General features: G+C 71.1%; 21 protein-coding genes. 13 read left to right on the top strand and 8 right to left on the bottom strand.

What is annotated here, in order from left to right:
- Nucleotides 1-135: 135 nt before the first annotated feature.
- Together RBJ65_RS10070 and RBJ65_RS10075 are read right to left on the bottom strand one after the other, a co-directional pair.
- Nucleotides 136-3,348, bottom strand: a complete 3,213-nt coding sequence (locus RBJ65_RS10070) for an NACHT domain-containing NTPase (RefSeq protein ID WP_306318244.1) — start codon at nt 3,346-3,348, stop codon at nt 136-138.
- A gap of 26 nt (nt 3,349-3,374) precedes the next feature.
- Complete coding sequence (locus RBJ65_RS10075; RefSeq protein WP_306318243.1) at nt 3,375-3,782, bottom strand: ATP-binding protein; 408 nt, start codon at nt 3,780-3,782, stop codon at nt 3,375-3,377.
- A gap of 114 nt (nt 3,783-3,896) precedes the next feature.
- Between RBJ65_RS10075 and RBJ65_RS10080 the strand changes: the two genes are divergently transcribed.
- Together RBJ65_RS10080 and RBJ65_RS10085 are read left to right on the top strand one after the other, a co-directional pair.
- Nucleotides 3,897-4,721 (top strand): helix-turn-helix transcriptional regulator, encoded by an 825-nt coding sequence (locus RBJ65_RS10080; protein WP_306318242.1) that lies wholly within the window; start codon nt 3,897-3,899, stop codon nt 4,719-4,721.
- Nucleotides 4,718-4,957 carry a DUF397 domain-containing protein gene (locus RBJ65_RS10085; protein ID WP_306318241.1) on the top strand — a complete coding sequence of 80 codons (240 nt, stop codon included), beginning with the start codon at nt 4,718-4,720 and terminating at the stop codon, nt 4,955-4,957. Before RBJ65_RS10080 ends, RBJ65_RS10085 begins: the two co-directional genes overlap by 4 nt.
- Nucleotides 4,958-4,964: 7 nt before the next feature.
- Here the strand turns inward: RBJ65_RS10085 and RBJ65_RS10090 are convergent, their stop codons facing one another.
- Nucleotides 4,965-6,446, bottom strand: coding sequence for an ATP-binding protein (locus tag RBJ65_RS10090; protein ID WP_306318240.1), 1,482 nt, complete (start codon nt 6,444-6,446; stop codon nt 4,965-4,967).
- Between the two features lie 534 nt (nt 6,447-6,980).
- On the opposite strand from RBJ65_RS10090, the gene RBJ65_RS10095 reads away from it, so the two are divergent.
- Nucleotides 6,981-7,508 carry a hypothetical protein gene (locus tag RBJ65_RS10095; protein ID WP_306318239.1) on the top strand — a complete coding sequence of 176 codons (528 nt, stop codon included), beginning with the start codon at nt 6,981-6,983 and terminating at the stop codon, nt 7,506-7,508.
- Nucleotides 7,509-7,643: 135 nt separating this feature from the next.
- Nucleotides 7,644-8,387 carry a trans-aconitate 2-methyltransferase gene (locus RBJ65_RS10100; protein WP_306318238.1) on the top strand — a complete coding sequence of 248 codons (744 nt, stop codon included), beginning with the start codon at nt 7,644-7,646 and terminating at the stop codon, nt 8,385-8,387.
- A gap of 46 nt (nt 8,388-8,433) precedes the next feature.
- On the opposite strand, the gene RBJ65_RS10105 is transcribed toward RBJ65_RS10100, so the two are convergent.
- Nucleotides 8,434-9,129 carry a response regulator transcription factor gene (locus RBJ65_RS10105; RefSeq protein WP_306318237.1) on the bottom strand — a complete coding sequence of 232 codons (696 nt, stop codon included), beginning with the start codon at nt 9,127-9,129 and terminating at the stop codon, nt 8,434-8,436.
- A 280-nt stretch (nt 9,130-9,409) separates the two neighbouring features.
- Between RBJ65_RS10105 and RBJ65_RS10110 the strand changes: the two genes are divergently transcribed.
- Entirely contained in the window at nt 9,410-10,024 is a 615-nt protein-coding gene (locus tag RBJ65_RS10110; RefSeq protein WP_306318236.1) for a TetR/AcrR family transcriptional regulator, read from the top strand.
- 5 nt (nt 10,025-10,029) lie between these two features.
- Here the strand turns inward: RBJ65_RS10110 and RBJ65_RS10115 are convergent, their stop codons facing one another.
- The 3 genes from RBJ65_RS10115 to RBJ65_RS10125 form a co-directional block, all read right to left on the bottom strand.
- Nucleotides 10,030-10,872: an SDR family oxidoreductase gene (locus RBJ65_RS10115; protein WP_306318235.1), complete on the bottom strand. Its 843-nt coding sequence runs from the start codon at nt 10,870-10,872 to the stop codon at nt 10,030-10,032.
- A gap of 43 nt (nt 10,873-10,915) precedes the next feature.
- A complete protein-coding gene (locus RBJ65_RS10120) occupies nt 10,916-11,608 on the bottom strand; it encodes a ScbR family autoregulator-binding transcription factor (protein WP_306318234.1) in 693 nt (230 codons plus the stop codon).
- 85 nt (nt 11,609-11,693) lie between these two features.
- Nucleotides 11,694-12,953: a cytochrome P450 gene (locus tag RBJ65_RS10125; RefSeq protein ID WP_306318233.1), complete on the bottom strand. Its 1,260-nt coding sequence runs from the start codon at nt 12,951-12,953 to the stop codon at nt 11,694-11,696.
- 151 nt (nt 12,954-13,104) lie between these two features.
- Between RBJ65_RS10125 and RBJ65_RS10130 the strand changes: the two genes are divergently transcribed.
- A complete protein-coding gene (locus RBJ65_RS10130) occupies nt 13,105-14,088 on the top strand; it encodes a ScbA/BarX family gamma-butyrolactone biosynthesis protein (protein WP_306318232.1) in 984 nt (327 codons plus the stop codon).
- A gap of 79 nt (nt 14,089-14,167) precedes the next feature.
- Here RBJ65_RS10130 and RBJ65_RS10135 read toward each other — a convergent pair whose 3' ends face one another.
- Nucleotides 14,168-15,055 (bottom strand): hypothetical protein, encoded by an 888-nt coding sequence (locus tag RBJ65_RS10135; RefSeq protein WP_306318231.1) that lies wholly within the window; start codon nt 15,053-15,055, stop codon nt 14,168-14,170.
- Between the two features lie 367 nt (nt 15,056-15,422).
- Here RBJ65_RS10135 and RBJ65_RS10140 point away from each other — a divergent pair, with 367 nt between their 5' ends.
- Genes RBJ65_RS10140 through RBJ65_RS10170 form a run of 7 tightly spaced genes read left to right on the top strand, consistent with a single transcriptional unit; the run spans nt 15,423 to nt 21,944 of the window.
- Nucleotides 15,423-16,910: an FAD-dependent monooxygenase gene (locus tag RBJ65_RS10140; RefSeq protein WP_372341234.1), complete on the top strand. Its 1,488-nt coding sequence runs from the start codon at nt 15,423-15,425 to the stop codon at nt 16,908-16,910.
- A 35-nt stretch (nt 16,911-16,945) separates the two neighbouring features.
- Entirely contained in the window at nt 16,946-17,272 is a 327-nt protein-coding gene (locus RBJ65_RS10145) for a TcmI family type II polyketide cyclase (RefSeq protein WP_306318229.1), read from the top strand.
- The gene (locus RBJ65_RS10150; RefSeq protein WP_306318228.1) at nt 17,269-18,540 is read left to right on the top strand and encodes a beta-ketoacyl synthase; all 1,272 of its coding nucleotides are present in this window, start codon (nt 17,269-17,271) and stop codon (nt 18,538-18,540) included. The genes RBJ65_RS10145 and RBJ65_RS10150 overlap by 4 nt, the downstream gene beginning before the upstream one ends.
- Complete coding sequence (locus tag RBJ65_RS10155) at nt 18,537-19,808, top strand: ketosynthase chain-length factor (protein WP_372341233.1); 1,272 nt, start codon at nt 18,537-18,539, stop codon at nt 19,806-19,808. Before RBJ65_RS10150 ends, RBJ65_RS10155 begins: the two co-directional genes overlap by 4 nt.
- Before the next feature lie 50 nt (nt 19,809-19,858).
- A complete protein-coding gene (locus RBJ65_RS10160; protein WP_306318227.1) occupies nt 19,859-20,128 on the top strand; it encodes an acyl carrier protein in 270 nt (89 codons plus the stop codon).
- A 39-nt stretch (nt 20,129-20,167) separates the two neighbouring features.
- Complete coding sequence (gene fabG, locus RBJ65_RS10165) at nt 20,168-20,953, top strand: 3-oxoacyl-ACP reductase FabG (protein WP_306318226.1); 786 nt, start codon at nt 20,168-20,170, stop codon at nt 20,951-20,953.
- A 52-nt stretch (nt 20,954-21,005) separates the two neighbouring features.
- Entirely contained in the window at nt 21,006-21,944 is a 939-nt protein-coding gene (locus RBJ65_RS10170) for an aromatase/cyclase (RefSeq protein WP_306318225.1), read from the top strand.
- Nucleotides 21,945-21,946 lie beyond the last annotated feature (2 nt).

Consider the following 21,946-nt stretch of genomic DNA (forward strand, 5'->3'; position numbering starts at 1 on the left):
AAGCGTCCCGCTTCCCCTCGGCGTGCTCAACTCCCCTTCGAGCCCACGAATTTACCGGGACGGCCGATCGCCCACCAGGGGATCAGCAAGGTGGTCGCGGCAGGTCGGAACCGGGCCGGGGATGTCCGTGACGGATCAGGAACGGGGGTACATTTCCAGCTCGACGCCGTCCCGCAGCTCTTCGGCGGCCCGTACGTTCCCGGGGTAGGCGAGCCGTACGCGGCGCAGCGCCGCAAGCGGATTCAGGTGGGACAGGTCGATGTCGTCGACCTGGATGAGGTGCAGCTCCACCAGGCCGGGCAGCCTGAGGGCGATACGCCCCAGGGGCACGGGCTTTCCCGGTTTCGCGTACACGTAGAGGTGGGTGACCTGGGGCATCCGGACCTGCGCGTCGAACAGCAGCAGGCTCAGCTGTTCCGGCGACAGGGTCAGGGTGCGCAGTTCGGCGACTTCGGCGAGGGGCCTGCCCCAGTCCTCGGGCAGCAGCTTGTCCCCGGCTTCGTGCAGCCGCAGTTCCCGCAGCCGGGTGCAGCGGGTGGTCGCGGAGAGGTCGATGGCGCCCGGGGGCAGCGCGAGAGTGTGCAGCCGGTCGAGGTAGGGCAGTTCGGCGAGGCCGCGCCAGGGCACGCCGGGTCCCAGGTGCAGGGCTTCGAGGCCGCGGCAGCCCGCGAGGCCCGACAGCGGCTCGAACTGCGGAAGGTCGGCGAGGGTGAGGCCGCGCAGCCGCGGCAGCCGGGTGAGCGGCGCCGATTCGGTGAGGTTGCGGCAGCTCTGCAGGGTCAGCTCCTCCAGGGCGTCGAAGCCGTCGAGGAGGGCCAGGTCGGACACGCGCAGGGCGCCGCGCAGCCGCAGTCCGCGCAGCACCTCCGGGTCGAGTGCGGCGCGTACGGCGGCGGGGTCGAAGTCGCCGTGGATGCCGACGCGTTCGCAGCCGGGCAGCTCGGCGAGGACCGCGAGCTCGGCCGGCGAACGCACGGTGACGGTGTCCCCGCGGGGCTCGGCGAGGAGCGGCCGGATGATCTCTTCGGCGTACACGTCGGTGTCGAACCGGTCCCAGTGGCCGAGGAGTTGGCCCCGTACGGCGGGTTGGGTGGTGCCGAGGAACTCGCGCAGGCGCGGGATGGCGGCGTCGCCGCCGATCTGGCAGAGGGCGTGCACGGTGGCGAGTTCCTCGTCGCCGTGCAGGTCCTCGGCGCGCGGCAGCAGCCCGAGCAGGAGGGGGCCGGTGCGGGCGAGGTCCTTGGCCTGGCGCAGGCTGCGCGGCGGCAGCATGCGGGCCGCTTCGGCCTCGATGGTCTGCCGTACGGTCGGCTCCAGGCGGGTCGCCTGTTCCAGGGAGGCGAGGGCGAGCAGCCGGATGCGGGCCCGGACGGTGGTGTCGTGCTCCCGGTTGCCGCGGTCGCTCAACTGCCGCAGCAGTTCGGCGCGTTCCCTGTGGTCGCCCTGTGCGACGGCCATCTGGACCACATCCTCCCACTGGTCGAGGTGGGCGTGCTTCACCAGCATGCCGAAGTCCCGCTCCTCCAATACAGCCTTGGCTCCCAGGTAGTCCTGAAACGTGCGGTGGATGAAGTCGATGGCGCCCACGGAAGGTTCACGGAGCAGACCGGAGCGTTCGAGTAGGTACTGGAGGGCGCCTTCGGCCTTCCCGAAGGCGTCGAGGCCGGGAACCTGGGACTGGAGCCGGCGCACCACGTCGACGGCGACGCTCCGCTCGATCTGGGCGCGCTCATTGCGGATCAGCCAGTACGCGAGGCGTTTGAGGGGCTCGGTGGCGGCCTCCTCGTCGAGCAGGGGGCCACGCTCGTACAACTCCTTTTGCGTGTCGCGCCGTTCGAGCAGCATGGACAGGGCCGCCTTGTAGAGGGCGGCGCGTCCGCGCGGCAGGAAACCGCGGCGTTCCCGGTGCAGGGCGCAGATCAGGCTGCACATCAGCGGGTTGGTGGCGAGCCTGCTCAGCCCGTGGTTCGCGCGCAGCGCCTGCGTCAGTTCGTCGTCGAGCCCCGCACGCGCGCCGACCGCCTCGTGCCAGCGGCGGATGAAGTGCCGCAGTTCGGCGGGGCGCAGCGCGTCCAGCGTGCACTCGTGGAAGTCCTCGCCGCGCAGCCAGTCGGGGCCGAGGGCGGCGGGCCGGGTGGTGGCGAGCCACAGGTTGCCGGGGAGCGTGCGCAGGAGCCCGACCAGCCACTCGCGGGTGCGATTGCGGTCGTCCTCGGGGATCTCGTCGAGTCCGTCGATGAGGACCACGCCACGGCCGTTCTTCAGCACGCGCGGCGCCCAGCCGTCGGGTTCCGTGCCGACGAGCGGGCACCTCATCCACCTCAAGAAGTCCTGGGGCATGGGCAGTTTGCCGCCCTCGCGGGCGAGGTTGCGCAGCGGCAGCACGAACGGGACCCGCCCCACGAGCTGTGGCAGATGTCCCGGCACGGTGTCCTGCCGTGCGGTGGTGACCGCGAGCCACTGCACGAGGGTCGTCTTGCCGGTGCCCGCGAGACCGTGCAGCAGGACGCGGCTGTGCGTGGCGAGCGCGTCCTCGACGCGCTCCTCCACACCGGCCTCCGGCTCACCGCCGGACTCCTCGGAGGTGTCGGTGGCGCCGGAGACCGGAGCCGCGATGGCGCGCTGGCCCAAATAGGCGGTCTCCAGGGGCCATTCCAGGCCGCCGGGGTCGCGCAGGTCGACCCCGTAGATGGTGATCCGCCTGTGCCGGTCGATCACGTATCGCGAGTAGTCCTCCTCGAAACGGATGTCGGCGGCCAGGTGCTCCTCCCCGGACACGATCCGCAACAGCTGCTCCAACAGTGCGGTGTGTTCGTTCAGTTGACCGGCGATCGAGAGTTGGGCGCGGGCGGCGAACCCCGGCCGCTCGGTGAAGATTCGCACGAGGTGCGTACAGGCGGTGACGAGCAGTCCGTTGTAGAAGTCGGCGGCTTCAGGAGTGAGCAGCCCCTTGATGTGCCGCTCCGCCGCCTTCCTGAGCTTGTCGGCCAGCGCCTCCGGACCGAGCAACAGCACATCGATGTCGTTCATGTCGAAGTCGCCGAGGGCACTGAGCGTCTCGGTGAGCGCATGCCCCACGGCGATCTGCTCGTCGTCGGACAGCGTGCCTTCGAACGAGGAGTCGGAGGCACGCACGGCGCGACGCACGAGTTCCAGGGACAGCCGGTGCATGTCGTCGCGGCTGAGGGCGGGACGGTCGCCGACGAAGGCCAGCAACGACCGTACGCGGACGGGCTTTTCACCGGGATACTCGGCGCCCGGCGCCTTCTTCGGCGGCAGCACGAACCGCTCAAGCAGCGGCTTCACCACCGAGGACGCCACCTTCAAGCCCACTGTGCCCAGTTCCATGGCCCACCCCCGTCACCCATGTGTCCTCACACCATACGAGCACGGGCACACGGCGACAGGAGGCCGAACTCACACCACACCACCTTGCCCGGGTCCCGCTCCCCCACTCCCCACGCGTCCGCGATCTCCGCTACGAGGACCAGGCCGCGGCCGCCCTCCCCGGTGCGCACCTGGCGCGGTACGCCGTCGCCGCTGTCGTGCACCTCTACGCGGAGACCTTGTTCGTGGGGCAGGAGGCGCAGGAGGTAGCCGCGGCCGGGCGGGACGCCGTACAGGAGGGCGTTGGTGGTGAGTTCGCTGACGCAGAGGAGGACGTCGTGCGCGCGGTCGGGCGCCACGTGCCAGTCGGTGAGCGCGGCGCGGGCGAACTCCCGGGCGGCGGGGATCGATTGGCGTTCGCGGCGGTAGAAGTGCTCGCGGGTTTCGCTGTTCATGCACCGCATGGTTACGGAGGGTGATTGACTGGCGGCAGTCGATCCACCCCGACAGATTTTTTGTCGGGGTTCGAGTGGGGTCAAGAAGGAACGGGGGCGGGGAGATTGCCCGTCATGAGCCCTGCGCAACATCAGCCGAAGAACCCGTCGGCGATGCGGTTGGTCGCCGACCTCGTCGCCCTCTTCCGCAAGGCCGCCGGTTACACCCAGGCGACGCTCGCGGAACGGCTGATAGTGGCCGAGTCGACCATCGCGGCGATCGAGCAGGCGCGGCGCCCGCTGGTCCCGAAGATGGCGGAGGCGATGGACCAACTCCTCGTAACGAAAGGGGCGTTGGCGACGGCCGTCGCGGCGATGCCGGAGATCGACCAGTTCCCGCTCTTCGCCGAGCAGTACATCCAGCACGAGCGGGAGGCCATCACCCTGGCCTGGTACGACGCGCTGGTCATCCCCGGCCTCCTCCAAACCGCCGACTACGCAAGGGTGTTGCTCCAGCAGCGCGTGCCCGCGTACGACGAGGACGAGATCGAGACGAAGGTGGCCGCCCGTGTCGAACGCCGGGAGATCCTGCACCGCAAGGACCCGCCGACCACGAGCTTCGTCATCTGGGAGCCCGCGCTGAAGATGGCCTTCGCCGAACCCGCCGTACGCAAGGCACAGTTGAGGTTCCTGCGCGAGTGCGCGGATCTCCCCGGGATGTCGGTGCAGGTACTGCCGCTGGATGCCCCCGAGAACGCTGGAGACGCCGGGTCCTTCATCCTCCTGGAGACTCCGGACCACCAACACCTCGCGTACACCGAGTCGCAGCGCGGCAGCCAGTGGGTTTCCGACCCGAACGAAGTGTCCATCCTGGAGCGCAAGTATGCGATGCTGCGATCACAGTCCCTCACTCCCAAGGAGACCAAGGGCCTGCTGGATCGCTTGCTAGGAGAGTCATGACCATCGCGCTTCACTGGTTCAAGTCGAGCTACAGCAGCAGCGAGGGCGGCGCCTGCCTCGAAGTCGCCTACGACTGGCGGAAGTCCAGCTACAGCAGCGACGAGGGCGGCGCCTGCGTCGAGGTCGCCGCCCACCCCACCGCCGTCCACGTCCGCGACTCCAAGAACGCCGACGGCGGCCCGCACTTCACGGTCACGCCGGAGGCGTGGACCGCGTTCGTCACGCGCCGCGCCTGAACCCCGGTCACTCCCCCTCGTAGAGCCGCTCCAGGTCCACGAGGATCACTTCGCCGCGCCGCTCGGCCTCGCGCAACTCCGGCGTGAACCCGGCCCCGCTGTAACAGGCGGGCCGCGTACGGCTGGTGTCCACTCCGCGCGCTGCGAGGAGTTCCAGGATGCGACGGAGCCGGTGCAGGTCGCGGCCGCTCATCTCGCGGTGCCACTTGGCCTCGCCGATGGAGAGCAGGATGCCGGTGTCCTGGCCGACGATGCCGTGCACCGCGACATCGACCTCGTGCGCGGTGCGCCCGCCCGGGTCGGAGACCACCCCGCTGCGCACCTCGGCCGGCAGTCCGCCGAAGGTCTCCGGCGCGGCGAACGACACCGCCCACTGACGGCACAGCTCCTCGAAGTGCGGTCCGAGGACCGCGCTCGCGAAGCGCTCCTTGTGCTGGAGCCACGCCGTCTCGGGGCGATGCCGTTCGATGTGGGTGAGAGCGGGCTGCATCACCGCGTGGTGGAAGGTGAGCAGCGGTTCGGCGATGCGGTACGTATTGCGGTTCGCGCGGAAGGCGTCGGGTTCGGCGCGGACCAGGCCGCAGCCCTGGAGAACCTTCAGTACGTGGGTCAGATCGGTGGCCGACCGTCCTACGTAGTTGGTGATCCCGCCACGCGTGTGGTTGCCGCTCGCGATGGCCGTCACCACGGCGGCGTACAGGGACCGTTCCCGCATGTCGGGTTCCTCGGCGAGGAGGTAGCGGGCCTCCCGGAAGAGCGCGTTGTTGGGGTTCATCACGGTGCGCATCAGCCACGGCTCGAAGTCCGCCGGGGAGTCGGGGCTGTCGCCTTGCGCGTAGTCCCGGTAGGCGGGCGTGCCGCCCACCACCGCGTGGACGAGGGCGGCGAGGCGCCGGTCCGTGATCCCCCAGAACTCGGCCGCCTGCCGGAAGTCCAGCGAGTGCACCACCATGTCGAGCGAGGCCCGGCCGCGCAGGGGCGCGGCTCCGGAGAGGAGCCTTCCCATGAACGAGATCGCGCTGCCGCACAGCAGCAGCCGGGTGCGCGAGTGGAGACGTTCCTTGCGGCGCGGGCCGTACGCGGCCTGGATGACCGAGGGCAGGGCACCGCTCTGCCGTGCCAGATAAGGGAATTCGTCGATGACGACCGGCACCGGCCGCTCCGCCCCCAGCAGGAGCAGTTCGTCGACCGCCTCCTGCCATGACTCAAGGCGGAGCGGGCTGGTGCCTCGAAAGCGCCCCAACGCGGCACCGAGTTCGTGCAGCGACACGGCCTCGGTCGATTCGAGCGCCTGGAAGTAGAAGCCCCCTGCCGCCTGACAGAGCGAGTCGAGCAGGAACGTCTTCCCCTGCCGCCTGCGCCCGGAGACCACCCCGAGCGTGGCTCCGGGGGCGTCCTGGGTACCGAAGGCGACGAGGTCGCTCCACTCCACCTCACGGTCGAACATGGCCGGGGGCCGGGGCAGATGTTTCGTCCGGGGGCGGGGCATGGCACTCCAGGAGGTCGCCGATTTCCTCGTTCATTTCCTAGTTCTACGTTTCTAATAACTGTGCGACTAGGAAAACGACACGCCCCTCAGGCGTATACGACGGGAGGCGGAGCGCCATGCCGGACGAGGACGGGCACCCCACGACCCACCCGTGGTGCCCCGCCTCCTCTGCCGGCCTGGTCGGGGCCGACCGGGGACGACGTCGAGGCGTTCCTGCGGCTCGCCGCCACCCTCGGCGTACCCGAACCACCAGGCGTACGAGCCGAGTTGGCGGAACTGCTGACGCGCCTGGCGCGGACCGCGCGTCCTGGCGCGAGGCCACCGGGACCGAGGCGCTTGGCGATGTCACGGACGCCTGCTCGGGGTGGGCGCTGCGCGGCGACGCGCTGGTGCCGAGGGCGGAGCGCGGCACGGTCGACCACCTGGGCCGGGTGCCGGAGGGCGACTGGGAGTGGGGCACGGCCACGGCGCGGCAGCGGAGCTTGACGTACGCGAGGGCTTGCCGCCAACTCCCGTTGGTGCAACGTTGATTACATGCTTACAGCCGAACAGCACGAGAAGTTGCGCGGCTGGTTCGCCGGCCGTCTGCCGGACGGGCTCTTCGAGGGGCCCGTCGACATCACCGTGGACCGCGAGGAGATCACCGTCGTCGGCCCGATCGCGGAGCCACAGCTCGCCGAGGACGCCTCCGACGCGGAGCGTGCCGCCGCCACCGAAGGCCGCATCCAGGAGTTCCGGGAGCGCACGCGCGAAGACCGCGTCGGCGTCGCCCGGGAGGCCGAGCACCGCTTCGGCAAGAAGGTGTCGTGGGGCGTGCGCTGCGGCACGGAGCACGTTCTGTTCACGCACGTGTCGGCGCCGGTGATGACCCGCCTTCGACAGCCCGAACGCCAGGTCCTCGACACGCTGGTCGCGGGCGGCGTGGCGCGCAGCCGCAGCGACGCGCTGGGGTGGTGCGTGCGGCTGGTGCAGCGCCATGCGGACGACTGGCTGGGCGAGTTGAGCGAGTCCCTTGAGCAGGTGCGGCGGGTGCGGGCGCGGGGGCCCGACGCGTCGACGTAGAGAACGGGGAAGGGCCCCTGGCCACCTACAACTCCTCGTCAACTGGATTGCCTCTCGCGGCGGCCGAAGCAGAGCCTGGAACAGCACCTCGCTCTTCCTTCGTGAATCCTCCATCGAGAAGGGGCCCACCTCGCCATGGCCACCGCACCGCCGAAGGACGCAGGAACCGCCTACAGCGCGGAACACGCAGCCATCTACGACCTGATCCACGCCGCCCGCGGCCGGAACTGGGCCGCGGAGGCGGACGACTTGGCCGCCCTCGTCCGCGAGCGGAACCCCGGGGCGCGGTCGCTGCTCGACGTGGCCTGCGGCACCGGCGCCCATCTGGCCGCCCTTGCCCCCCACTTCGAGGAGACCGCGGGCCTCGAACTGTCCTCGGCCATGCGGGAGATCGCGCGGCGCAGCGCGCCGGACACCGTCATACACCCGGGTGACATGCGGGACTTTGACCTCGGCAGGACGTACGACGCCGTGCTGTGCATGTGCTTCTCGCTGGGTTACATGACCTCACAGGCCGAGCTCGACGCCGCGGCCGGAGCGCTGGTACGGCATCTGGCTCCCGGCGGCGTGGTCGTCGCGGAACCGTGGTGGTTCCCCGAGAAGTTCCTGGACGGCTTCGTCTCCGCCGCGCTCGCCGAGGAGCCGGGCCGCGCCGTCAGCCGCCTCTCGCACTCGGTGCGGGACGGCGGCCTCAGCCGGATGACGGTCCGCTACACCGTGGCCGACGGCGACGGCATCCACGAGTTCACCGAGTACGAGACCTACTCGCTGTTCCCCCACGACGCCTACACCACCGCCTTCCGGCGGGCCGGTGCGGCGGTGGAGTTCCTGGAGGGCGGGCCGAACGGACGCGGCCTGTTCGTCGGCCGGCGCGGCTGACCCCAGAGCGGCCACCAATCCGGAGACGGCTGAGCCCCGGACCCGGTCACGCCGGGCTCGCGGCGATCTCCCCGGTGAAGGTGAATCCCACGCCCCTGACCGTACGAATCCAGGCGCTGGAGCCCAACTTGCGCCGGAGGATGCTCACATGGGTGTCGATCGTGCGGCTGACGGCCGAACCCGCGGGGTAGTTGCGCATCGGGTCGCCCCAGATCTCGGCCATCAGCCGCCTGCGCGACACCACCACTCCCGGGTTGCTGGCGAGGTAGTACAGCAGCTCGAACTCCTTGCGGCTGGTTTCGATCGTCCGGCCGGCGAGCTGCACCTCACGGGTGGCGGCGTTGATGCGCAGCGCACCGTGCTCGACCATCTTCATCCGCTCCGCGATCCCCCCGGCACGCCTCATGACGGCGTCTATACGGGCCACCAGTTCCCGGAATCCGTAGGGCTTGTCCAGGCAGTCGTCCGAGCCGGCCTGGAGGCCGAGGACCCTGACGAGCTCGGAAGGCTCGCTCGTGAACGAGATGATCGGTGTGTCCGACACGGCACGGATACTGCGGCACACCTCCAGGCCGTCGATGTCCGGGAGCTGTAGATCGAGCAGGACCAGATCCATCTGCTCGTGCACCTTCAGCGCCTGCGCCCCGGTGCGCGCCTGGGCCACGCCGTACCCCTGCTGCCGCAACCCACGGAGCAGGCAATCCGAGATGCCGAGCTCGTCTCCGACCAGCAGTACATGCATCGTGCGCTCCCCAACCGTGAGTACAGGACCGTACGCCACCCAGCATAACAAACCAACCTGATTGTTTTTCAAGGTGACGTCAACTTCTGCCCCGTCCGCACATCACCGCTGCTCGGCAAGGTACAAGTACACATAACGGGTCAGGCTTGCGGGGGCGCCTGCGAGGGCACTCCCTGAGGGGACCCGCCCCGCGGTGGCAGGTGACCAAAAAACAGATGAGTTGGTTTTTTCCGAGACGGACGCACCACCGCCTCCGTCGGAGAGCAAGGGAAGTGCCCCTGTGCAGCTACGTGCCGAGCAAACCCGCAGCGCCCTGATCGATGTCGCGGCATCGCATTTCTACGCCCGGGGAACGAGGTCCACCGGACTCGTCGAGATCAGCCGGGAGGCGGGGGTGAGCAAGGGGGCGCTGTACTTCCACTTCTCCTCGAAGGAGGAGCTCGTGGCCACGATCCTGCGCGAGGCCCGGGAGCACGCGCACGCCCTGGTCCGGCGCTACCTCGGCGAATCCGCCCCGCATCCGGGCGACTTGGGACGGTTCACCGCGGCGTTCGCCCGCGAGCTGCGCCAGAACGTGGTCCTGCGCGCGGGGCTGCGCCTGGAGAGCGACGGCGAGGGGGAGCCGCCCACCCTGCGCCAGGAGTGGACCGCCTACCTGCGCCGCCACTTCTCCCGGGGAAAGGGGGGCGAGGGGGAGCTGGCCGAACTGATCTCGGTCGTCACGATCGGCCTGGCCGAGCTGGGGCGTGACGACTGCACGTGGTGGGCCGAGGACACCGTCTGCGGCATTTGGAACCTGATGCTCGCAGGCCCGGCCGAACTCCAGGACCGGCTCGGGGGCATGCCGCTGGAGGACCGACTCACGCTCGCGCCGGGCGACATCGATCCGGCATGACGCCCCTACTCCCCCGGCCCGAAGTGGTGCGCGTGGTCGCGCACCCAGTCTGCGAAACCGCCCGCGGGACGGCCGAGCAGCCCGGGCAGCGTCGGGTCGACCTCGCTGCGCCGGGCGGCGACCGCGAGCAGCGCATCCGCCAACTCGCCGCCGTAGCGGCGTGCGTGCCCGGCGCGCACCCGATCGGCCGGCTCCTCCTCGAAGCGCAGCGGCCGGTCGAGCACCCTCGCGACGATGTCCGTCCGCTCCCGCGCCGTCAGCGGCTCGGGGCCGGTCAGCGCGTACGCGGCTCCGGCGTGCCCGGCGCCGGTGAGCGCGGCGGCCGCGACGGCCGCCACGTCACGCGGGTCGACGCAGGCCGCCGGGACGTCGGCCGGCCAGGTCCGCACTGTGGCCGACTCCCGGACGGAGGCCGCCCAGGACAGGGTGTTGGACATGAAGGCACGCGGCCGCAGCAGCGTCCACTCCAGGCCCGAGGCCCGTACGACCTCCTCGGTCTCCCGCTGCCAGGCGGTGATCCGGTCCTGCGCCCCGGCATCGGTGACGCCGAGCCCGGAGAGCTTCACCAGCCGCCGCACTCCGGCCTCCCGCGCGGCGCCGGCCAGGCGCTCGTCGTCGGCGGCGCTCCTGGGGTCGTTGGTCACCGCCAGGACGGCGTCGACGCCGACCACCGCCTTGCGCAGCGAGTCCGCGTCGGCGTAGTCGCCCACCGCCACCTCGCAGCCGCCCGGAGGCGGACCGAGGCGGGCGCGGTCGCGGGTCAGCAGTCGTACGGCGTGGCCCTCCCCCGCCAGGATGCGGGCGGTGTACCCGCCGATCGTGCCGCCGGCACCGGTCACCAGGATCATTGCGCTCCTCCCCTTTTCCGCCCCCGCGCACGCGGGGACAGGCTCACACGGCCAGGTGCCGCTGCTCCTGCTCCTGCTCCTGCTCCTGCTCCTGCTCCTGCTGCCGAGCGAGTTCGGCAGCCACCCGGGTGCCCCGGTCCGCGCCCACGTCGAGGGTGATCAGCATGGCCGGCACGGCGATGGCGGGCAGCACGTGCCGGAACAGCGTGGCGACCCGCGGCTCCATCGCCTCCGGAGCTTCGCTGGCCTGTACCACCAGCTGGATACCGACCCACGACTGGAGCGCGAAGGTGGCCGTCTCCGCGGGGACGACCTGCGGCAGCAACTCGCCCCTGCGGCCGGCCTCATCGAGCAGCCGGGTCGACCGCTCGATCCACGAGCCCCACGGCCCCCGGGCCATCCGCTCCCGCAGCGCCCCATCGGCACTCAGCCGGACCCCGGCCCGCAGCACCGGATCGCGGAATGTCCGGTAGGCCAGCAGCATGCCCAGGTCCGTCCACTCCTGGAGCTTGCAGGCGCGTTCCGGCACCCGCACCTCCAGGATCTGCTCGTCGAGGACGGCCTGGAGGAGCTCCTCCTTCGAGTCGAAGTGGAAGTAGAGCGCGCCCCTGGTCACGTCCGCCCGCTTGAGGATCTCGGTGATGGTGCTCGCGCCGTACCCCGCCTCCGCGAAGACCTCGGCTGCCGCCTCAATGATCTGGCGACGGGTCCGCAGCGCCCGCTCCTGCTGTGCCACCGGCCATCCCTCCTGCGTCATCACCCGGGTCCCGGCGTTGTCGCGGCCTCACGTTCCCCGGAAAACAAACCGAACAGGTTGCACTTTACATGCCGTCAGGAGCGGACGTACCCGTCGTCCGCCCCAGCAATACGGGCAATGCGCGGTGGCCGTGCGAGATGAACGACTCCAGCGGCTGGAGCCCGCCGGCCTCGCGGGCCGGCCGCATCGAGGGAAAACGGGCGAAGAGAGCGGACAACGCGATCTCCGCCTCCAGCCGCGCCAGGGGCTGGCCCAGACAGAAGTGCACCCCGTGCCCGAACGCCAGGTGCTCGTCACGGGTCTTGCGGGTGAGGTCGAACTCCCCCGCGTCCGCGCCGTGCACGGCCGGATCACGCCCGGCCGCACCGAGCGCCACCAGGATCGGCTCGCCCTTGGCTATCACCCCGCCCGGCACCTCGATGTCCTCGACGGCGTAGCGCAGCGGGATGTTGGCGACCGGCCCCTCGGCGCGCAGGGTCTCGTCGATGACGGCGTCCCAGCCGACCTCCCCCGACTCGACGAGGGCGCGCTGGTCCGGGTTCCGCAGCAGCGCGCACACCGCCTGGTCCAGCAGGTTCACGGTGGTCTCGTGGCCGGCCCCGATGATGAGCAGCACGGTGTCGACGAGCTCCCGCTCCGACAGCCGGGAGCCGTCCTCTTCACGGGCCGCGATCAGGGCGCTCATCAGGTCGTCGGCGGGGGTGGCGCGGCGATGGGAGACCAGGCGGTGGACCAGCTCGTACAACTCGCCCTGGTTGGCCCGCGCTTCGTCGGCGGAAATGTTGGTGGAGAACATGACGTCGACGTGCCGCCGCAGCGCCGGCTGGAACTCCGGCGGGACGCCGAGCAGGTCGCAGATCATCTTCACGGGCAGCGGGTAGGCGAACTCCCGCCGCAGGTCCACCGCTTCGTCCGGTGGCAGCTTGGCCAGCCCGTCCAGCAACTCCTCGGTGGACGCCTCGATCCGAGGACGCAGCGCGGCGGTCCGGCGCGCGGTGAAGGCCTTGGCCACCAGGCGCCGCAGCCGGACGTGGTCGTCTCCGTAAGCGGTGAGCATGTTGCGGACCGACACCCAGAAGGCCAGCGGCCACTGCTCGTCGACCTCACCGCTGATCCAGGCGGGCCAGTGCTGGTAGGCGTCCTTGGAGACACGGGGATCGAGCAGCAGTTGCTTGACGAGGGCGTGGCTGGTGACCGCCCAGGCCCGCACGCCCCCGGGAAGTTCGACCCGGGCCAGTGGGCCGCGCTCGCGCAGCCGGTCCTGTTCGCCGTGCAGGTCACCGCCGTCGGGGTCGAGGCGTATCGGGCAGGACTGCGAACTCATGATCTGTTCTCCCCTCGTCACTGCGGGCAGCAGGTACGCCGCGGGTGGCCGCGGCGTCCAGCCAAGGAGAGCAGATTTTACTTGAAAAAAACCGTCTTATCGGTACTGTTTTACTCAGTTTCCATGTCGCCATCCACCTTTGTCGAGGGAGATGACCTTGCCTGGAACAACCCTCTCACCTGAGCCAGAGGCGTTGCCCGCACAGAGATCCACTGCGCCACCATGCCTCACCACGACGGTGCCACGAGAGCTCGTCCACCGCAGTGCCCTTGCGGAAGTGCTGCTCACCGGGAGTGCGAAGCTTTCCGACGGCCGCTTCACGCTCACCGGCCAATGGCCGCGCGCGCACTCGTTCTTCACCGAGGACACCAGCGCCGGCCCTCGGCACGACCCCTTGATCGCCGCGGAAACAATCCGTCAGGCCGGACTGTATCTGGCACATACGGAGTTCGATGTTCCGGACAATCACGTCTTTCTGATGCGCCGTATGGAACTAAACGCCGTCGAGGACCAGCTCGCCATCGGCACCGAACCCACCGACATCACTCTTGACGCTAAGGCCGGAAAGGTGCGGCAGAGCCGCACCTCCACCGTGGTGGAGCTGGGCTTCACCATTCGCCGCGGCGGTCGCACAGCGGCCACCGGCGGCGGGGAGTTCACCTCCCTCTCGCCGGCGGTCTACCGCCGTGTGCGCGGACCGTACGCGGGGCTCGACGTCCGCACCGCGGACCTTCCCCGGAAGCACGCCGTGCCCCCGGCCCTCGTCGGCCGGAGCCGGCCCCAGGACGTGGTACTCGCCGCGACGAGCACGCCCGGCCGCTGGACGGTCGGCCCGGATCCGTGCAACGCGGTCCTGTTCGATCACGGCGGTGACCACCTGCCCGGCATGGTGCTCCTTGAGGCCGCTCGCCAGGCGGCGCACATTCTTCTGGCCCCCGAAGGCGGCCGTCCGATCTCCGCGTCCGCCACCTTCGACCGCTATGCGGAGCTGCACGCGCCGTGCGTCGTGGAGGCGCGGTGGCACGGTGCGCCCGGCCCCACCGGCAGCGTGCGGGTCACCGGCGTCCAGGCCGGCGAGACCATATTCACCAGCCTCCTCGGTGGCGGCGTCCAGTCACCGGCCGCGGCGCGGTAGCCCCGGGCACCGTCGCACCACACGCATGACGGGCGGCGGCCCGGTGTCACAGGACACCGGACCGCCGCCCGCCCCGTTGCTAGCCGACCCGGCCCTCGCGCTGCCGCATGCTCGCCGCCACATCGCCGCCGTGGTAGTACGTGCGCCGGGCGCGGCACTGTCGCCGCCAGCCGTGCTCGCCGGCGATCCGGTACACGCTGCCGGTGGGGATGCGCCACAGCCGTGAGATGTCCGCGGCCGTCAGCCAGGACGCGCCGCGCCGGCCGGCCGCACTCCCGCTCGCGCCCGCACTCCCACTCGCGCCCGCACCTCCGCCCGCGATCCTGCCGCCGGCCACCAGCCGCCCGAGACGGGTCCACTCCTCCCCGGCCCAGCGGTGGCCGGCGTCCGCCGAGCACCGGATCTCGGCCGACCCGCCGGCCCGCTCCGGGCGTACGTACGCGGTGAGTTCACCGGCACACCCCGGCTCGACGCACGCGCCCACCGGTATGCGGCGCCGCGGCTCGGGATCGGTCACCCGGCGGGCCCGGCGGGCGAGCCGGGTCACCTCCTCGCTGAACTCCCCCGCGGCGGGGTGGCGGCCGAGCCAGTCGTGATGCCGCTCCAGATAGCCGGCCAGGTCCGCCACGCTCCGCCGCGGCCGGCGCAGCCCCCGCTCGTCGGCCACCGTGGCCGCCCAGGAGCCGAGCGTGGCCAGCAGCGACGAACGCACGTCCGCCGCGGCGTCGTTGAACGGCATGCCGGTGGCAGGCGAGCCCCCGGTACGAGCCGCCGGATCCGCGGAGCGGCCGCCCCCCAGTATCTGCTCGCAGGCGACGAACAGCCGCGGCAGCGACTGCAGGTCGACGACGAGCCGGCGCAGGCAGGCCGCGCAGAGCCTGCGGCCGCCGTCCGCGATGCCGTGGCCCCGTGCGGCCCTTCCCCGGCCGCGGCAGCCGTAGCCGCTGCAGAGCGCCAGAGTCTTCATGAAAATTCCCTCCCCTTGCGTTCGGACGCATCCATTCCGAAACAGAAGGTACGGGCCTGACGCAGAAATCTTCAAGAAGTTCTCCGCAGGGTTATCAGCCCCGTAACCCCTTCTTTAGCGACCGGGTGGCTTTCAGTTGACACACAGGGACTTGTCACTCCCTTAAAAGTTCGACCTTGACGCGGCGAGCAGCGGCGAAGAAGCTGTTGTCTAGCTTCAGCAGGCATGTGCCCGACGGGAATCGACCCCGCGGCCGAGCGCCGGCGCAGACCGGACAGCCCGAAGCCTCACCAAGTCATCCGGCCAGGTCAGCCGCTCTGTGCTGAGACCTGCGCCCGCTCATTCCCGCTCCTTTGAGGAGAGGTTGATGAATGTTCCAGTCATTGTCGTGGGTGCCGGCCCCGCCGGGCTCATGCTCGCGGCAGAACTTCGGATTTCCGGCGTCGAAGTCACCATCCTGGAAAAACTCCCCGAACGCACCGGAGAATCCCGCGGCCTGGGGTTCACCGCGCGCACGATGGAGGTTTTCAGTCAGCGCGGAATTCTTCCGCGTTTCGGCGAGGTGGAGACGAGTGACCAGGGCCACTTCGGCGGAATTCCAGTGGATTTCGGGGTGCTCGACGGCGCCCAGCAGGCGGCCAAGACGGTGCCGCAGTCCACGACCGAGGCCATCCTCGAGAGGTGGGTCCTTGACCTGGGCGCGGACCTGCGCCGGGACCACGAGGTGCTCTCGGTCGACGACGACGGCGACGGCGTCGACGTAAGGGTGCGCGGCCCCGAGGGCGAGCAGACGCTGCGCTGCGACTGGCTCGTCGGCTGCGACGGCGGCCGCAGCTCCGTGCGCAAGGCGTGCGGCTTCGACTTCCCCGGCACCGCCGCATCGATGGAGATGTACCTCGCCGACCTGCGCGGCGTGGACCTCGAACCCCGCATGATCGGCGAGAACCTGCCCGGCGGGATGGTCATGGTGGGCCCGCTGCCCGGCGGGATCACGCGCATCATCGTCTGCGAGCGCGGCACGCCCCCGCAACGCCGCACAGGGCCCCCGCCGTTCCAGGAGGTCGCGGACGCCTGGAAGCGGCTGACGGGGGTGGACATCTCGCACGCCGAGCCCGTCTGGGTCAGCGCCTTCGGCGACGCCACCCGGCAGGCGACCGAGTACCGGCGCGGCCGCGTCCTGCTGGCCGGGGACTCCGCGCACATCCATCTCCCGGCCGGTGGCCAGGGCATGAACACCAGCATCCAGGACTCGGTCAACCTCGGCTGGAAGCTGGCCGCCACCGTGCACGGCACCGCCCCGGCGGACCTGCTGGACAGCTATCACACCGAGCGGCACGCGGTGGGGCGCCGGCTCCTGATGAACACCCGGGCACAGGGGCTGATCTTCCTCGGCGGCCCCGAAGTCCAGCCGCTGCGGGAGGTGTTGGGCGAGCTGGTGGGCTACGAGGACGTCAGCCGCCACCTCGCGGCGATGGTCAGCGGGCTCGAGATCACCTACGACGTGGGCGGCGGCGGTCATCCGCTGCTCGGCAGGCGCATGCCCCGGCTCGCCCTGCGCCCGGCCGCGGGCGGGGCCAGGACCAGTGACACCACGACCGCCCTGCACGCGGCGCGGGGCGTCCTGTTCGACCTCGCGGACAATCCGCGGCTGCGCGAGCGGGCCGCGCCGTGGACCGACCGCATCGATGTGGTCACCGCCGCGCCCGACGCCGACGCCGGGCCGATACCCACCGGGCTGTCCGGTACGTCCGCGCTGCTGGTACGTCCCGACGGCCACGTCGCCTGGGCGGCCCCCGGCAGCCACCACGACCTGCCGATGGCCCTGGAGCGCTGGTTCGGTCCCGCCAGGCGCTGACCGGACCCCGACCTTCCCGACAAGGAGGCACGTACATGCACAGCACGTTGATCGTGGCCCGGATGGCCGAACACGCGGCCACCGACGTGGCGGACCTCTTCCGCGCGTTCGACGACACCGAGATGCCGCACCGCATGGGCACCCGCCGCCGGGAGCTCTTCGCGTACCGCGGCCTCTACTTCCACCTGCAGGACTTCGACTCGGCGAACGGCGGCGAGCGGATCGAGGACGCGAAGACCGACCCCCGCTTCGTGCGGATCAGCGACGATCTGAAGCCGTACGTCGAGGCGTACGACCCGGCGACCTGGCGCTCGCCCGCCGACGCCATGGCCCGGCGCTTCTACCACTGGAGCGCGCGGTGAGCGGGCGCCGTGTCGTGATCACCGGCATGGGCGTCACGGCCCCCGGCGGCGTGGGCACCAAGTCCTTCTGGAAGCTGCTGACCGACGGGCGCACCGCCACCCGCCGGATCAGCTTCTTCGACCCGTCGCCCTTCCGCTCGCAGGTGGCGGCCGAGGCCGACTTCGACGCCGAGTTGCACGGGCTGACGCCGCAGGAGACGCGGCGGATGGACCGCGCCGCCCAGTTCGCGGTGGTCACCGCGCGCGAGGCGGTGGCCGACAGCGGTCTCGAGTTCGCCACGACGGCCCCGCACCGCATCGGCGTGAGCATCGGCAGCGCCGTCGGCGCGACGATGGGGCTCGACCAGGAGTACCGCACCGTCAGCGACGGCGGCCGGCTCGACCTCGTCGACCACACCTACGCGGTGCCGCACCTGTACGACTACTTCGTGCCCAGCTCCTTCGCGGCCGAGACCGCCTGGGCGGTGGGCGCCGAGGGGCCGGCCACGGTCGTGTCCACCGGCTGCACCTCGGGCCTCGACGCGGTGGGCCACGCCGTCGAGTTGGTGCGCGAGGGGTCGGTGGACGTGATGGTCGCCGGGGCCACCGACGCGCCGATCTCCCCCATCACCGTGGCCTGCTTCGACGCGATCAAGGCGACCACGCCGCGCAACGACGATCCCGAGCACGCCTCCCGTCCGTTCGACGCCTCCCGCAACGGCTTTGTGCTCGGCGAGGGTTCGGCCGTCTTCGTACTGGAGGAGCTGGAGAGCGCCCGCCGCCGCGGCGCCCACGTCTACGCGGAGATCGCGGGCTTCGCCTCGCGCTGCAACGCGTACCACATGACGGGGCTGCGGCCGGACGGCGCCGAGATGGCCGAGGCCATCACGGCGGCGCTGGACGAGGCCCGGATCCCCGCCGAGGCCATCGACTACATCAACGCGCACGGCTCCGGCACCAAGCAGAACGACCGGCACGAGACCGCCGCGTTCAAGCGGAGCCTGGGCGAGCACGCGTACCGCACGCCCGTCTCCTCCATCAAGTCGATGGTCGGGCACTCGCTCGGCGCCATCGGCTCCATCGAGATCGCCGCCAGCACCCTGGCCATGGAGCACGGCGTGGTGCCGCCCACCGCCAACCTGCACAGCCCCGACCCCGAGTGCGACCTGGACTATGTGCCGCGCACCGCTCGCGAGCAGCGCACCGACACCGTGCTCTCCGTCGGCAGCGGGTTCGGCGGCTTCCAGAGCGCCATGGTGCTGGCCCGTCCCGACAGGAGTGCCCGGTGACCGAGACCGCCACCGCCCCGGCCGCCGCCCCCGCGGACGCACGGCCGGCCACCGCCCGGGTCGTGGTCACCGGCCTCGGCATCGCCGCGCCCAACGGCCTGGGCACGGAGAGCTACTGGTCCGCCGTCCTCGCGGGCCGGCACGGGATCGGCCGCGTCCAGCGGTTCGACCCGTCCTCCTACCCAACCCGACTCGCAGGGGAGATCGACGACTTCGTCGCGGAGGACCACCTGCCGGGACGGCTGCTCCCGCAGACCGACAGGATGACGCGGATCGCCCTGGCCGGCGCCGACTGGGCCTTCGCGGACGCCGGTGTGACGCCCGGCGAACTGCCCGCGTACGACATGGGCGTGGTCACCTCCAGCTCCTCCGGCGGCTTCGAGTTCGGGCAGAACGAGCTGCGGAAGCTGTGGAGCAAGGGCGGCCGGCACGTCAGCGCGTACCAGTCCTTCGCCTGGTTCTACGCCGTCAACAGCGGCCAGATCTCCATCCGGAACGGTCTGAAGGGTCCCAGCGGAGTCCTCGTCAGCGACCAGGCGGGCGGGCTCGACGCGCTCGCGCAGGCCCGCCGGCAGATCCGCCGGGGCACGCCGCTGATGCTCTCCGGCGGCATCGACGCCTCGATCTGCCCCTGGGGCTGGGTCGCCCAGCTCACCGGCGACCGGATGAGCACCAGCGAGGACCCCGAGCGCGCCTACCTGCCCTTCGACGCGGCCGCCCGCGGGCACGTTCCGGGCGAGGGCGGCGCCCTGCTCGTCCTGGAGGACCTGGAGCGGGCCCGTCGCCGCGGCGTGCCCCGCGTTTACGGGGAGATCGCCGGGTACGGGGCTACCTTCGACCCCCGGCCGGGCAGCGGCCGCGGCTCCCGCCTGGGCAAGGCCGTCGAGGTGGCGCTGGCGGACGCGGAGCTCGAACCCGGGGACGTCGACGTCGTCTTCGCCGATGCCGCCGGGCTGCCGGAGCCGGACCGGGACGAGGCCGACGCCCTCGTGGAGATCTTCGGCCCCCGCGGGGTGCCCGTCACCGTGCCGAAGGTCCTGACGGGACGGCTCAACTCCGGCGCCGCGCCGCTGGATGTGGCCACCGCGCTGCTGGCGATCCGGGACGGGATCATCCCCGCGACGCCGCACGTGGCCCTCTCCGACGGCTACGGCATCGACCTCGTCACGGGCCGCGGCCGCACGGCCGACATCCGTACCGCGCTGGTGATCGCGCGCGGCCACGGCGGCTTCAACTCCGCCGTCGTCGTACGCAAGCACGGCCGCTGACCGGCCCTCGTACCGCACCACCACCCAGCAACCCAGGAAGGCAGACCTGTATGTCCGACAGCCGCTTCACCCTCGACGACCTCAAGCGGATCCTGCGCGAAGGCGCGGGCGCCGACGAGGAGACCGACCTCGACGCGGACATCCTCGACACCGAGTTCGAGCTGCTCGGCTACGACTCGCTCGCGCTCCTCGAGACGGGCAGCCGCATCGAACTCGCCTACGGGGTCGTCCTCGACGAGGCCGTGCTGCCCAAGGCGAGCACGCCCCGGGCCTTCATCGACCTGGTCAACAGCCTGCTGCCGACGGACCAGCCGGCCTGACGCCGCGAGACGACCCGCATCACCGACCCAGGAGACACCATGACCGAGCAGCACAAGCCCGTCGCCCTCGTCACGGGAGCGACCAGCGGCATCGGGCTCGCCGTGACCCGACTGCTGGCCGAGCGGGGGCACCGCGTGTACCTGTGCGCCCGTACGCAGGACACCGTCGACCGCACCGTCAAGGAACTCCGCGGCGAGGGCCTCGAAGTGGACGGGACGGCATGCGATGTGCGCTCCTCCGACGACATCACCCGCTTCGTGCGCTCCGCGGTCGACCGCTACGGCCCGGTGGACGTGCTCGTCAACAACGCCGGCCGCTCCGGCGGCGGGCCCACCGCCGGCATCGCCGACGACCTGTGGGAAGACGTCGTGGCCACCAACCTCACCAGCGTCTTCCGGATGACCCGGGAGGTGCTGAACGCGGGCGGCATGAGCGCCAAGGACAGCGGCCGCGTCGTCAACATCGCCTCCACGGCGGGCAAGCAGGGCGTCGTGCTGGGCGCGCCGTACTCCGCGACCAAGCACGGCGTCGTCGGCTTCACCAAGTCCCTGGGCAACGAGTTGGCGCCGACGGGCATCACCGTGAACGCCGTCTGCCCGGGTTACGTCGAGACCCCGATGGCCGAGCGGGTGCGGCAGGGGTACGCGGCCGCCTACGACGCCACCGAGGAGGAGATCCTCAAGAAGTTCCAGGCGAAGATCCCGCTCGGCCGCTACTCCACACCCGAGGAGGTCGCGGGACTCGTCGGCTACCTCGTCACCGACACGGCCGCCTCGATCACCGCGCAGGCCCTCAACGTCTGCGGCGGCCTCGGCAACTTCTGAGCCCGTCCGCCGGCCGGAGCACCCGCGAACCACACCCGAGAAAGGAGCGCGCATGACCACGCGCGAGGTCGAGCACGAGATATCCGTCGAGGCGCCGGCGGCCGAGATCTACCGGCTGCTGGCCGAGGTCGGCAACTGGCCGCGGATCTTCCCGCCCTCCGTGCTCGTCGAGCAGGTGTCACAGGACGGGGCGCAGGAGCGCATCCGGATCTGGGCCACCGCCAACGGCACGGCGAAGTCCTGGACGTCCCGCCGCACGCTCGACCCCGAGCGGCTGCGCATCTCCTTCCGGCAGGAGGTCTCCGCGCACCCCGTCGCGGCGATGGGCGGCACCTGGATCGTGGAGCCGGACGGCGCCGCCGCCTGCCGGGTGCGGCTGCTGCACGACTACCGCGCGGTCGACGACGACCCGGACGACCTGGAGTGGATCGACCGCGCCGTCGACCGCAACAGCCGCTCCGAGCTGGCGTCGCTGAAGGCGAACGTCGAACAGGCCACGCACCGCTCCGAACTGACCCTGTCCTTTGAGGACTCCGTGGAGATCGGCGGCTCCGCCAAGGACGTCTACGACTTCCTCAACGAGGCCGGGGAGTGGAAGGAGCGGCTGCCGCACGTCGCCGAGGTGGACCTGCGCGAGGACGTACCCGGGCTGCAGGTGCTGCGCATGGACACCCGTACCAAGGACGGCTCCACGCACACCACCGAGTCGGTGCGCGTCTGCTTCCCGCACGAGCGCATCGTCTACAAGCAGACCACCCTGCCCGCCCTGATGACGCTGCACACCGGCTACTGGCAACTGGCCGAGGACGAGCGCGGGGTGACCACGGCGACCTCGCAGCACACCGTCGTGCTGAACACGGAGAACATCGCCGCCGTGCTCGGCCCCGACGCCGGGGTGCCGCAGGCCAGGGAGTTCATCCGTAACGCACTCGGCGGCAACAGCCGCGCCACGCTCGGCCACGCCAAGGAGTACGCGGAAGCGCGGAGTTGACC

The sequence above is a fragment of the Streptomyces sp. KL109B genome (genome assembly GCF_030766935.1).
Lineage (GTDB): Bacteria > Actinomycetota > Actinomycetes > Streptomycetales > Streptomycetaceae > Streptomyces.